This window comes from Martinezella sp. CNPSo 3964 (genome assembly GCF_057784375.1).
The window spans coordinates 250,972-263,210 of the sequence record NZ_JBXSOW010000005.1 but is presented as its reverse complement, the minus strand read 5'-3'; the positions used below and the strand labels follow the sequence as shown (position 1 = coordinate 263,210).

At 60.6% G+C, this 12,239-nt stretch carries 8 protein-coding genes; 7 read left to right on the top strand and 1 reads right to left on the bottom strand.

Annotated elements, in window-relative coordinates:
- Positions 1 to 126 precede the first annotated feature (126 nt).
- The gene (locus tag AC13Q5_RS17720; protein ID WP_015342703.1) at positions 127 to 588 is read right to left on the bottom strand and encodes an Lrp/AsnC family transcriptional regulator; all 462 of its coding nucleotides are present in this window, start codon (positions 586 to 588) and stop codon (positions 127 to 129) included.
- A gap of 185 nt (positions 589 to 773) precedes the next feature.
- Between AC13Q5_RS17720 and putA the strand changes: the two genes are divergently transcribed.
- From putA to AC13Q5_RS17685, 7 genes are all read left to right on the top strand, one after another.
- The gene (gene putA, locus AC13Q5_RS17715) at positions 774 to 4,478 is read left to right on the top strand and encodes a trifunctional transcriptional regulator/proline dehydrogenase/L-glutamate gamma-semialdehyde dehydrogenase (RefSeq protein ID WP_488502600.1); all 3,705 of its coding nucleotides are present in this window, start codon (positions 774 to 776) and stop codon (positions 4,476 to 4,478) included.
- A gap of 528 nt (positions 4,479 to 5,006) precedes the next feature.
- The gene (locus tag AC13Q5_RS17710) at positions 5,007 to 5,963 is read left to right on the top strand and encodes a LacI family DNA-binding transcriptional regulator (protein ID WP_488502599.1); all 957 of its coding nucleotides are present in this window, start codon (positions 5,007 to 5,009) and stop codon (positions 5,961 to 5,963) included.
- A 45-nt stretch (positions 5,964 to 6,008) separates the two neighbouring features.
- On the top strand, positions 6,009 to 7,250 hold the full coding sequence (locus AC13Q5_RS17705) for an ABC transporter substrate-binding protein (protein WP_457879568.1): 1,242 nt from the start codon (positions 6,009 to 6,011) through the stop codon (positions 7,248 to 7,250).
- A gap of 65 nt (positions 7,251 to 7,315) precedes the next feature.
- On the top strand, positions 7,316 to 8,233 hold the full coding sequence (locus AC13Q5_RS17700; protein WP_075854051.1) for a carbohydrate ABC transporter permease: 918 nt from the start codon (positions 7,316 to 7,318) through the stop codon (positions 8,231 to 8,233).
- On the top strand, positions 8,230 to 9,093 hold the full coding sequence (locus AC13Q5_RS17695; RefSeq protein WP_075854050.1) for a carbohydrate ABC transporter permease: 864 nt from the start codon (positions 8,230 to 8,232) through the stop codon (positions 9,091 to 9,093). The genes AC13Q5_RS17700 and AC13Q5_RS17695 overlap by 4 nt, the downstream gene beginning before the upstream one ends.
- A 24-nt stretch (positions 9,094 to 9,117) precedes the next feature.
- The gene (locus tag AC13Q5_RS17690) at positions 9,118 to 11,049 is read left to right on the top strand and encodes a glycoside hydrolase family 127 protein (protein WP_488502598.1); all 1,932 of its coding nucleotides are present in this window, start codon (positions 9,118 to 9,120) and stop codon (positions 11,047 to 11,049) included.
- A 1-nt stretch (position 11,050) separates the two neighbouring features.
- On the top strand, positions 11,051 to 12,124 hold the full coding sequence (locus tag AC13Q5_RS17685) for an ABC transporter ATP-binding protein (RefSeq protein ID WP_488502597.1): 1,074 nt from the start codon (positions 11,051 to 11,053) through the stop codon (positions 12,122 to 12,124).
- The last annotated feature ends 115 nt before the right edge of the window (positions 12,125 to 12,239 follow it).

Sequence of the window (12,239 nt, the reverse complement as noted above, 5' to 3'; positions counted from 1 at the left end):
ATTTTAGCGTCTCGCAATGATCCGATTCGAATGGCGAAATCTAGGTCATTGTTTAGCCGGCAAGATGAACTGGCGGACGGGAGCCTCGTCACATATGCAGCGAAGCGCATGAAAATGAATGCAAATTCACGACCAGTTTTCCTTGACTGACTGCATCACCACATTGGTCGATGTGCTGGCCACAAAGGGCAGACTGGAGATCTTTTCACCGAGAACGATGCGGTAGCGGCGAATATCAGAGGTCCGCACCTTGAGGAGATAGTCGAAGCGGCCGGCGATCATGTGGCACTCTTCGATTTCCTTGATTTTCTTGATGGCATTGTTGAAGCTGAGGAGAGCCTCTTCACGCGTATCCGTCAGCTTCACTTCGGCAAAGGCGACGTGATCGAGGCCGAGCTTGATCGGATTGAGGATTGCCTTGAAACCATCGATATAGCCGGAATCAATCAGTTTCTTCAGGCGCGCCTGGCATGGAGTCTTGGAAAGGCCGACCCGCTCGGAGAGTTCCGTGATCGACATGCGGCCGTCTTCGACCAGCGCGTCGAGGATCTTTTGATCGAACTGGTCAATTTCACTGGATTTGGTCATTTTTGCAGGCATTCCTATTTGAAAATGCGTCTATTGAAGTTCAATATGGCTGGAAAGCCGCAGTTTCAAGGCGGAACGCTTTCCTGGAATGAAGTATGTTCTCGTCGAAGCAACGGGAGGGCTGCGTGGGGCGATATCGCTGACGCCCACATGAGCCATCGGGACCCTTGCACCTTGAGGTTATCATGACTGTCTCTGCCAAGCTCGCTACCGAAGAACCAGCCCCAGACGTTGCCCCGTTTTCAAACTTCGCGCCGCCTATTCGTGAGCAGAGCCCGCTCCGGCAGGCGATCACCGCCGCTTATAGACTTCCCGAAACCGAGTGCCTGCCGGTCCTGATCGAAGCGGCCACCTTGCCGGAGGCTACCCGCGAGGCGGCAAGAAAGACCGCCAAGAAGCTGATCGAAGCGTTGCGCGCCAAGCACAAGGGCGACGGCGTCGAGGGACTTGTGCAGGAGTATTCTCTTTCCAGCCAGGAAGGCGTTGCGCTGATGTGTCTTGCCGAAGCGCTGCTGCGCATTCCCGACACGGCAACACGCGATGCGCTGATCCGCGACAAGATCGCCGGCGGCGATTGGAAGTCGCATATCGGTGGCGGCCGCTCGATGTTCGTCAATGCTGCCACCTGGGGGCTGGTGGTAACAGGCAAACTGACCTCGACCGTCAACGAAAGCGGGCTTTCCGCGGCGCTGACAAAGCTGATCGCCCGTGCCGGCGAGCCGGTCATCCGCCGTGGCGTCGATATGGCCATGCGCATGATGGGCGAGCAGTTTGTCACCGGCGAAACAATCGATGAAGCGTTGAAGCGCGCACGCACCCTCGAAGCCAAGGGGTTCCGCTATTCCTACGACATGCTTGGCGAAGCCGCGACCACCCATGCCGATGCCGAGCGCTACTACCGAGACTATGAAAACGCCATTCATGCGATCGGCAAGGCATCTGCCGGCCGCGGCATCTATGAAGGCCCCGGCATCTCCATCAAGCTTTCCGCGCTGCATCCGCGCTATTCGCGCTCGCAGGCCGACAGGGTCATGGGCGAGCTTCTGCCGAAGGTAAAGGCGCTGGCGCTGCTCTCCAAGGGCTACAATATCGGCCTGAACATCGACGCCGAAGAGGCCGATCGTCTCGAACTCTCGCTCGATCTGCTGGAAGAACTTTGCCTCGATCCGGATCTGTCCGGCTGGGACGGCATCGGCTTCGTCGTGCAGGCCTATGGCAAGCGCTGCCCCTTCGTCCTCGATTTCATCATCGATCTTGCCCGCCGTTCCAAGCACCGCCTGATGGTTCGCCTCGTCAAGGGCGCCTATTGGGATGCCGAGATCAAGCGCGCGCAGCTGGAAGGCCTGGAAGGCTTTCCCGTCTATACCCGCAAGATCTACACCGACGTTTCCTACGTCGCCTGTGCCAAGAAGCTGCTTGAAGCAACCGATGTGGTCTTCCCGCAATTTGCCACCCACAACGCACAGAGCCTCGCCACGATCTACCATATGGCGGGAAGCGAGTTTTCCGTCGGGAAGTACGAGTTCCAGTGCCTGCACGGCATGGGCGAACCGCTCTATGAAGAAGTCGTCGGCGCGCAGAATCTTAACCGACCCTGCCGCATTTACGCACCGGTCGGCACCCATGAGACGCTGCTTGCCTATCTCGTCCGGCGCCTGCTTGAGAACGGCGCCAACTCTTCCTTCGTCAACAAGATCGCCGATCCCGCCGTTCCCGTATCCGAGCTGATCGCCGATCCAGTCGAGCGCGTGCGCGCGATGACGGTTGTCGGCGCTCAGCACGACAAGATCTCGCTGCCGGCTGACCTGTTCGGCGGCGCGCGGCGCAATTCCGCTGGCGTCGACCTTTCGAACGAGACGGCACTCACTGATCTCTCCGGGCAACTGCAGGCCTCGGCGGCGAAGGACTGGATTGCAAAGCCGCTCCTTGCCGATGGCTCCGAACGCGGCATCACCCGAGCCGTTCTCAATCCCGCCGACCATGCCGACGTCGTCGGCCATGTCACCGAACTGGAGCCGGAGGATGCGCCCGACGTCATGCGGCTTGCATCAGCGGCCGCCGAGCGTTGGGCGACCGTAGTCCCCGACAAGCGCGCCACCATCCTGGAACGCGCCGCCGATCTCATGCAAAGCGAGATGCCAGCCCTCGTCGGTCTGACGATCCGCGAAGCCGGCAAATCGACCGCAAACGCCGTCGGCGAAATCCGGGAAGCGATCGATTTCCTTCGCTATTATGCCGCCCAGGCCCGCAAGGTGCTGACGCCGGAGAGCGTGCCGCTTGGCCCCGTCGTCTGCATCAGCCCGTGGAATTTCCCGCTGGCGATCTTCACCGGCCAGGTTGCCGCGGCATTGGTTGCCGGCAATCCCGTCGTCGCGAAACCAGCCGGCAATACGCCGCTGATTGCCGCCCAGGGTGTCCGCATCCTGCATGACGCCGGCATCCCGCGTGATGTCCTGCAATTTGCACCCGGCAGCGGCAGAATGGGTGCCGCCCTCGTCGGCGCCCCGGAAACCGCCGGCGTCATGTTCACTGGCTCCACGGAAGTCGCTCGCCTGATCCAGGCGCAGCTTGCAGAACGGCTCTCGAAATTCGGCAAGCCGATCCCGCTGATCGCCGAAACCGGTGGCCAGAACGGCATGATCGTCGATTCCTCGGCCCTTGCCGAACAGGTTGTCGGCGACGTCATCGCCTCGGCCTTCGACAGTGCCGGCCAGCGCTGCTCGGCACTGCGCGTTCTTTGCCTGCAGGAAGAAGTGGCGGATCGTACCCTGACCATGCTGCGCGGCGCGCTTCGCGAACTCTCGGTCGGCAAGACCGACCGGCTCGCCATCGATATCGGCCCGGTCATCGACGACAACGCCAAGCGCGGCATCGATGACCATATCGAGCGCATGCGCCAGCTCGGCTGCAATGTCGAACAGCTCGATCTTCCCTCGACCGCTGCCAAAGGCACCTTCGTTGCTCCCACCATCATCGAACTGAAGAAACTGAGCGATCTCAAGCGTGAGGTATTCGGCCCAGTCCTTCACATCATGCGCTACCAGCGCAAGGGGCTCGACAAGCTGATTGCCGATATCAATGCCTCCGGCTATGGCTTGACCTTCGGCTTGCATACCCGCCTTGACGATACGATCGCCCATGTCACTGAGCACGTTCGCGCCGGCAATCTCTATGTCAACCGCAACATCATCGGCGCAGTCGTCGGCGTCCAGCCCTTCGGTGGGCGCGGCCTTTCCGGCACAGGCCCGAAGGCAGGCGGCCCGATGTATCTGCGTCGTCTCGTCGCTTCCTCCACCGAAGCGCTACGCGATGCCTCGGTGCAAACTGATCCGGCTGCACAGCAGTTCATCGCCTGGCTCGAAGGCAAGGGTGCTGCGGACGCAGCCAAACAGGCCCGTGCTGTCGCGGCCCAATCGTCGCTCGGCTTCAATACCGAGCTGCAAGGTCCGGTCGGTGAACTGAACCTTTATGCGCTGCATCCGCGCGGCAGGATCCTGCTCGTTCCGCAAACGCCTCTCGGCCTCTATGTCCAGATCGCCGCCGGGCTTGCAACAGGCAATTCGATCGTCATCGATGCGGCCTCGGGCCTGCAGGACGAGCTTCGCAAACTGCCGGCACCGGTGGCAAACCGCATTTCCTGGACGAAGGATTGGGCAGTGGATGGACCTTTTGCCGGCGCTCTCATCGAGGGTGATGCCGAACGGATCCAGCAGGCGATCAAGGTGATTTCGGCAATTCCCGGCCCGCTGGTTCTCACGCAGGCGGCCTCGAGCGAAGAGATCGCCAAAAGTGCCAACGCCTATTGCCTCAACTGGCTGCTTGAAGAGGTGACGACGTCGATCAACACTGCCGCAGCCGGTGGCAATGCCAGCCTGATGACGATCGGCTAACACCACCGACAATCTGAAATTGACGCGGCGGCCGGACCGGCAAGGTCTCGGCCGCCGCTTTTCTATGAGAGACCCCGGGCCATCCTCGCCCTTCGAGGCTTCGCTCCTCAGGGTGAGGATGGAGCGCACATCTTCGCATAAAACCGGTTCCCGTCGCAGCAAGCCAGCTCTGTGTGCGGTATTGCGCGGAAGGTTAGCCCTCATGGTGAGGTGCGCAGGCTCCTGAGCTTGTCGAAGGTGCCGAAGCCTCGAACCACGAGGGCGGGTGATGAAAGACCACGCCCTGCTCAAGTCTCCGACCTGACATCGATCTAGTGCTCAACACGCGTTTCAACGTGGTCCATGCACCGTGCTTCCTGCGGCCTCTTTCTCTTCCGCGCAGAAATTTTTGAGAAAAGCTTTTCTCTAGTTGACTCTTCGGTTGAGAAAAGCTTTTCTCAAAGAAACTCGATTGGGAGAAGACATCTGGAAAATCAGCGTGCGAAAAGCGGACGCGCAACGATTCACGACGTTGCGGCGGCAGCAGGCGTGAGCATTTCAACGGCATCCAAGGCCTTGAACAATACCGGCCGCATGGGCGACGAGACCCGCGAAAGGGTCAAGCGTGCTGCTGCCGAGATCGGCTTCCGTCCGAATGCGCTCGCCAAGGGATTGCTCAGCAATCGCACGTTTACGATCGGTCTTCTCACCAACGATACATATGGCCGCTTTACGCTGCCGGTCATGGCCGGCATCACGGAAGCGCTCGTCGATCACGGTGTCTCGGTCTTTCTATGCACGATCGAGGACGATCCGGCACTTGGAAAGGTTCATGTGGACGCCATGTTGGACAAGCATGTGGACGGCATCATCGCCTCCGGAAAGCGGATCGATCGTCGCCTGCCGGTGGATCTGTCCAATCTGCCGGTCCCGGTCATCTATGCATTCACCGAGGGCGCGCCGGGAAGCGTCACCTTTTGCGCGGACGACTATCAGGGGGCGGCGCTTGCTGTTGAATGGCTGCAGGGCCTTGGCCGACGCCGGATTGCCCATGTGACCGGTCCCGAAAGCTTCGTTTCGGTGCGTGAGCGCGCCAGGGCCTATAGCGATCTCGCCGGGGACGAACTGCCGGTCCTGTACGGCATGTGGTCCGAGGCCTGGGGTCATGAAGCTGTGGCACGGCTATGGAGCATGGACGGAGCGAAGCCGGACGCGATCTTCTGCGGCAACGACCAGATTGCCCGCGCGATCGTCGATGCGCTTCGCGAGCGCGGCGTACGTGTGCCGGAGGATGTCTCGGTGGTCGGCTTCGACAATTGGGAGATCGTCGCCGCCCAGACCCGGCCGCCGCTGACGACGGTCGACATGAATCTCAAGGCGCTTGGCCGCGAGGCCGGGCTGACGGTTCTCGCGCTTGCTGAGGGACGCGACGTCGAACCTGGTATCAGAACTTTGCCGTGCGAGCTTATCGTCCGGCAATCATGCGGGGGAAGCCCCGATCGTTGATTAAAGGAAAAGGGGCTGATGGGAGTGGCCCCATGGGAGGAGAAGATGATGAAACGATTTCTGGCCGCAACTGGCCTCATATCCTTAATGCTTGCTTCCGGCGCCTCTGCCGAGAACATCTCCATGTGGGTTCGAAGCGGCATCGGTGATTCCTTCAAGAAAGTCGTCGAGGCCTATAATGCCGGCCATGACGACAAGGTCACGCTGACCGAGGTGCCATTCGGGGAGCTCGTGCAGAAATACGCGACCGCCATTGCCGGCGGGCAGGCGCCCGATGCGCTCTCGATGGACCTCATCTATACACCAGCCTTTGCCGCCGCCGGCCAGCTCGCGGACCTCACAGATTGGGCCAAAAGCCTGCCCTATTTCAATTCGCTGTCGCCCTCACATGTGAAGCTCGGCACCTATGACGGCCACATCTACGGCCTGCCATTGTCCGTCGAAACCTCGGTCTTTGCCTGGAACAAGGATCTCTACAAGCAGGCAGGCCTTGATCCGGAAAAGGCTCCGACGACCTGGGAAGAGATCGAGCAGAATGCCGAAAAGATCCGCGCGATCGGCGGCGATACCTATGGCTTCTATTTCTCCGGTGGCGGCTGCGGTGGCTGCATGATCTTCACCTTTACGCCACTCGTCTGGGGCGCAGGTGCCGACATTCTTTCGGCCGACGGCAAGACTGCGACCCTCGATACGCCGCAGATGCGCAAGGCCGTTGGCTTCTATCGCGATATGGTCAAGAAGGATCTGGTGCCGGCAGGAGCTGCAAGCGACACAGGCGCCAATTTCCTCAGCATCAGCAACGGCAAGATCGGCCAGCAGAGTATCGGCGCTTTTTCGATCGGCACGCTGATCACGCAATATCCCAACATCCACTTCGGCGTGACGTTGATCCCCGGCGTCGATGGCAAGCCATCATCCTTTGCCGGCGGTGACAATTTCGTCATCTCCAAGGGCACGAAGAAGCTCGATGCAGTGAAGAAGTTCCTCGAATACACCTATTCGCTCGAAGGGCAGAAGATCATGGCGAAATACGGCAGCCTGCCAACGCGCGGCGATATCGCCGACCAGGTGCTGCAAGGTCTTGATCCCCGCATGCAGATCGGGCTGAAGGCAATCTCGATCGCCAAGACGCCCTATACGCTGCAGTTCAACGACCTGATCAACAGCGCCAACGGTCCATGGGCCGGCTTCACCAACGCAGCCATCTTCGGCAGCGATGTCGATGGCGCTTTCTCCAACGCCCAATCGGAGATGCAGTCGATCATCGACAACGCCCAACAGCAGTAAACTCATCCACGCCGGGGAGCTTTTTAAACTCCCCGGTTCCTCCATCACAATATCGGGAGCATTCCATGGCTGGCCCTGGAGCTATCGTAGCCGCGCGTCCGCTAAAACGGCGAAGACGTGCCAGTTGGCACGGGTTTCTCTATATCGCGCCGGCCATGGCGCTCGTCATCGTCTTCTTCGTTCTGCCCGTAGTCTTTACATTCTGGATGAGTTTCCACAATTGGCCATTGCTCGGCAATCCCCGCTGGATCGGCTTCGGCAACTACACGCGCATGTTCTCCGATATGCGCTTCATGGCAGCGTTGCGCTTCACCGCCTACTACACCGTCGTCGTCACCATAGCGATCTTCGCCGTCGCCTTCCCGCTTGCCTTCTTCGTCGAGAAACATCGGCCGTTCGTCGGCTTCTACCGCACGATCATCTTCCTTCCGGTCGTGGTCGGACTTGCGACCGCCTCGCTGCTCTGGGTCTGGCTCGCCAATGTCGATAGCGGCTTCTTCGCTCCTGTCGCGCTGGCGCTCGGTCTCGTCGACAAGAGACCGAACCTGCTTGCCGATTTCGACATGGCATTCGCAACGATCATCGTCATGGTCGTCTGGAAGATCGCCGGCTTCACCATGATCATTCTTTTGACCGGCCTGCAGGCGATCCCCTCCGAACTGACCGAGGCCGCCCGCATCGATGGCGCCAAGCGCTGGCAGCGCTTCCGGCATTTGACCCTGCCGCTGATGCGCCGCACGATCGCACTCGCGTTGATAATTTCCATCACCGGCTCGGTGCTCGCCTTCGACCAGTTCTACATCATGACATCAGGCGGCCCGCAGAACCGGATGATTTCGGTGGTCTATTACATCTTCAACCAGTCCTTCGTGTCCTTCAACCTCGGCTATGGTGCAGCGCTCTCCATCGCGCTCCTCGTCATCCTGGTGCTGATCAGCATCGTCCAGCTCTGGCTGCTTCGTGTCGGGGAGGACAAGCCATGACCACCGCAAGAGAGCGCCGCGCTAGGCGCAAGCTCTGGGGCGGCATCGGCTATCACGGCATCGGCGTCGTCATCATCATCTTTTTCTTTGCACCGTTCGCGATCGCGCTGCTGTCGTCGTTCCGGCATGGAACCGAGGCGAGCCTTCCGCCGCTGCCGCCATGGCCGACGACCGGCTTCAGCTTCGATGCCTATCGCTCGCTTGATGGCTTTGGGGCGGGCGTCGTGCAGCATACGCTGAACTCGCTTTTCGTCTCGGTCGCGACCGTCCTTTTGACCGTCATCGTCAGCCTGCTTGCGGGCTACGGCTTTTCCCGCTATCGCTTCCCTTTCAAGGGCGCGCTCTTCATCCTGATCATCGCGACGCTGATGATCCCCTTCCAGTCGATCCTGACGCCGCTCTTCATCATCCTGGCAAGGCTCGGCCTCAACAACTCGCTGATCGGACTGACGCTCGTCTATGTGACGCTGCAGCTACCCTTCTCGGTCTTCATGATGCGCAACGCCTTCGATGCCGTGCCGAAGGAAATCGAGGAGGCGGCGCGCATCGATGGCGCCCGCGATCTGAAACTGCTGTTCCGCGTCCTCTTCCCCCTGGTGCTGCCGGGTGTCGCAACCGTAGCGATCTTCGCCTTCCTCAATGCCTGGAACGAATTCCTCGCGGCATTGGTGCTCCTGTCGAGCAACGAGAAATTCACCCTGCCGGTGCTGATGATCGCCGTCAGGACCGGCCGCCTCGGCGCCGTCAACTGGGGGGCGGTCCAGGCCGGCATCGCCGTCATGACCATCCCCTGCGTCATCGTCTTCCTGCTTCTGCAACGCTACTACATGCGCGGGCTGATGGCCGGCGCGGTGAAATAACCCTTTCAACAACGGATCAAAACCATGTCTGACAGAGAAAACCGCCAGTTTCGCCCCTTGCCCGTTCCGAATGTCGAGCTCGCTGGCCTCTTCGGCTCTCGCCAGGATGCCATCTGCAATTCGACCGCGGCGACGCTGCTCGACCGCTGTGTCGAAGCCGGCATGATCAAAGCAATCGACGTCGACCAACCAAGCCCCGGCATCGTCATTCCCTTGCAGACCTGGTCGGGCTCGACGCAGATGTTCTGGGACAGCGACCTCGGCAAGTCGATCGAGACCATCGCCTATTCGCTTTATCGCCGCCCCAATGCCGAACTGGAAGCTCGCGCGGACGCCATCATCGACATGTATGAAAAGCTGCAGCAGGAGGACGGATACCTGAACGCCTGGTTCCAGCGCGTCCAACCCGGCCGCCGCTGGACGAACCTGCGCGATCATCATGAACTGTATTGCGCCGGCCATCTGATCGAGGCAGCGGTCGCCTATTACCAGGCGACGGGCAAGCGCAAGCTGCTCGACATCATGAGCCGCTTTGCCGACTATATGATCACCGTCTTCGGGCATGGCGAAGGCCAGCTGCGCGGCTATTGCGGCCACGAGGAGGTGGAGCTTGCACTTGTCAAGCTCGCCCGCGTCACCGGCGAGAAGAAATACCTCGATCTCGCCAAATACTTCATCGACGAGCGCGGCCGGGAACCGCATTTCTTCACCGATGAGGCGCTTCGCGACGGCCGTGACCCCAAGAAATTCGTGCAGAAGACCTATGAATACAGCCAATCGCATCTGCCGGTGCGTGACCAGACGAAGGTCGTGGGCCATGCGGTGCGCGCCATGTATCTCTATTCCGGCATGGCCGATATCGCCACGGAATATAACGACGATACGCTGACCGCGGCACTCGAGACGCTCTGGGACGATCTGACGACCAAGCAGATGTATGTGACCGGCGGCATCGGGCCGGCTGCCTCCAACGAGGGCTTTACCGACTATTACGACCTGCCGAACGAAAGCGCCTATGCCGAGACCTGCGCCTCCGTCGGGCTGGTCTTCTGGGCAAACCGCATGCTCGGCCGCGGTCCGAACCGCCGCTATGCGGACATCATGGAAGTGGCTCTCTACAACGGTGCGATGGCGGGCCTGTCGCAGGACGGCAAGACCTTCTTCTACGAAAACCCGCTGGAGAGCGCCGGTAAGCATCACCGCTGGACCTGGCATCATTGCCCCTGCTGCCCGCCGAACATCGCGCGGCTGCTCGCCTCGGTCGGCTCCTATATGTATGCCGCCGCCGACAACGAGATCGCCGTCCATCTCTACGGCGAAAGCAAGGCTCGCGTACCGCTCGCCGGCGGCGTGACCGTGCAGCTTTCACAGGAAACACGATACCCTTGGGACGGCGCAATTCGCTTCAAGGTCAATCCCGATCGCAATGCCAAATTTGCGCTGTCGCTGCGCATTCCCGAATGGGCTGATGGCGCGACGCTGGCAATCAACAGCGCATCGGTCGATCTCGCAACGGTCACGGTCGATGGCTATGTCCGCATCGAGCGGGAATGGCAGGCAGGCGATCGTGTCGATCTCACCCTTCCCCTTATCCCGCGCGCGCTGTTTGCCAATCCGAAAGTCCGTCAGGATGCCGGGCGTGCTGCCCTGATGCGTGGGCCGCTCGTCTATTGCGTCGAGACAACGGACAATGGTCACGACCTCAACGGCATTTCTCTTTCCAGCAATCCGGCAATCGCGAAAACGGCGGAAATCGCCGAGCTGGAGGGAGCAGTGGCACTCGATGTGCCCGTAACGCGCGAGGCGGCCGACTGGGGCGCCGATCTCTATCGGACCGCGCCACCAAAAGGCACGCCTTCCACCGCGCGTTTCGTGCCCTATCATCTTTGGGACAATCGCGAACCCGGCGAGATGCTTGTCTGGATCCGCGCCGATCAGCTGCAGCGCGGAGCCTGACATGACGAAGAACGGCATGCGCCTGACCGGTGTCCGCAAAAGCTTCGGCGGGCTCGAGGTCATCCATGGCATTGATCTCGATATACCGGAGGGCGCGTTCGTCGTCTTCGTCGGCCCTTCCGGCTGTGGCAAGTCTACGCTGCTGCGCATGATTGCCGGACTGGAGGAAGTCACCGACGGCGAGATTGCCATCAAGGGCCGGGACGTTACCGATCTCGACCCATCGGAGCGCGGCATCGCCATGGTCTTCCAATCGTATGCGCTCTATCCCCATATGAGCGTTCGCGACAATCTCGGTTTCGGGCTGAAAATGGCCCGGACTGACGCATCCGAGATCGAAAGACGCGTGCGCTCCGCCGCCGCGATCCTCAAGATCGATCACCTATTGGACCGCCGGCCGGGACAGCTTTCCGGCGGCCAGCGCCAGCGTGTCGCCATCGGACGCGCCATCGTTCGCGAGCCGGATGTCTTTCTCTTCGACGAGCCGCTCTCCAATCTCGATGCGGAGCTGCGCGTCTCGATGCGCATCGAAATTGCTCGGCTGCATCGCGAGCTCGGCAATACGATGATCTATGTCACCCATGACCAGACCGAGGCGATGACGCTTGCCGACAAGATCGTCGTGCTGAGAGACGGCCGGATCGAACAGGTGGGCAGTCCGCGCGAGGTCTATGAAGATCCGGCCAACAGCTTTGTTGCCGGCTTCATCGGCTCGCCCAGGATGAACATGATCGAAGCCACATGGTCCGGTGATGAGACAGCGAGCGTCGGCAACGGCAGCATCAAGGTCGACCTCTCACAGACTAAGCCATCAACGGGCGAAAAGATCCTGCTTGGCATGCGCCCCGAACATCTCATCGTCACGTCTGGCGCGGACGACGCCTTGCGGGTGACGGTCGACGTCACCGAATATCTGGGCGGCACCCGCTATCTCTACTGCCAGACAGAGGACGGCCAGGCGATCATCGCCGAATATCGCGACGGACCGGAGATCGAGCGCGGCGACACGCTCCATCTGCATTGCCCACCCGAACGCCGGCGCTATTTCGACAAGCACGGAGGACGGCTGCGGTAGGCACTCTACCTGATCATCCCACATGCTCGTTGCGCGATAGCCGACGAGCTGCCTAGGAATTCGCCAATGTACGCGTCATCCAGCCAACGAGGTAACAATCCTTGGCTGGATGATT

What these genes read in the sequence shown, in the direction of transcription:
- AC13Q5_RS17705 (WP_457879568.1), top strand. Translation starts at nt 6,009, where the DNA reads ATGATGAAACGATTTCTGGCCGCAACTGGCCTCATATCCTTAATGCTT.
- AC13Q5_RS17700 (WP_075854051.1), top strand. Translation starts at nt 7,316, where the DNA reads ATGGCTGGCCCTGGAGCTATCGTAGCCGCGCGTCCGCTAAAACGGCGA.
- AC13Q5_RS17720 (WP_015342703.1), bottom strand. Translation starts at nt 588, where the DNA reads ATGACCAAATCCAGTGAAATTGACCAGTTCGATCAAAAGATCCTCGAC.
- AC13Q5_RS17690 (WP_488502598.1), top strand. Translation starts at nt 9,118, where the DNA reads ATGTCTGACAGAGAAAACCGCCAGTTTCGCCCCTTGCCCGTTCCGAAT.
- putA (WP_488502600.1), top strand. Translation starts at nt 774, where the DNA reads ATGACTGTCTCTGCCAAGCTCGCTACCGAAGAACCAGCCCCAGACGTT.
- AC13Q5_RS17685 (WP_488502597.1), top strand. Translation starts at nt 11,051, where the DNA reads ATGACGAAGAACGGCATGCGCCTGACCGGTGTCCGCAAAAGCTTCGGC.
- AC13Q5_RS17695 (WP_075854050.1), top strand. Translation starts at nt 8,230, where the DNA reads ATGACCACCGCAAGAGAGCGCCGCGCTAGGCGCAAGCTCTGGGGCGGC.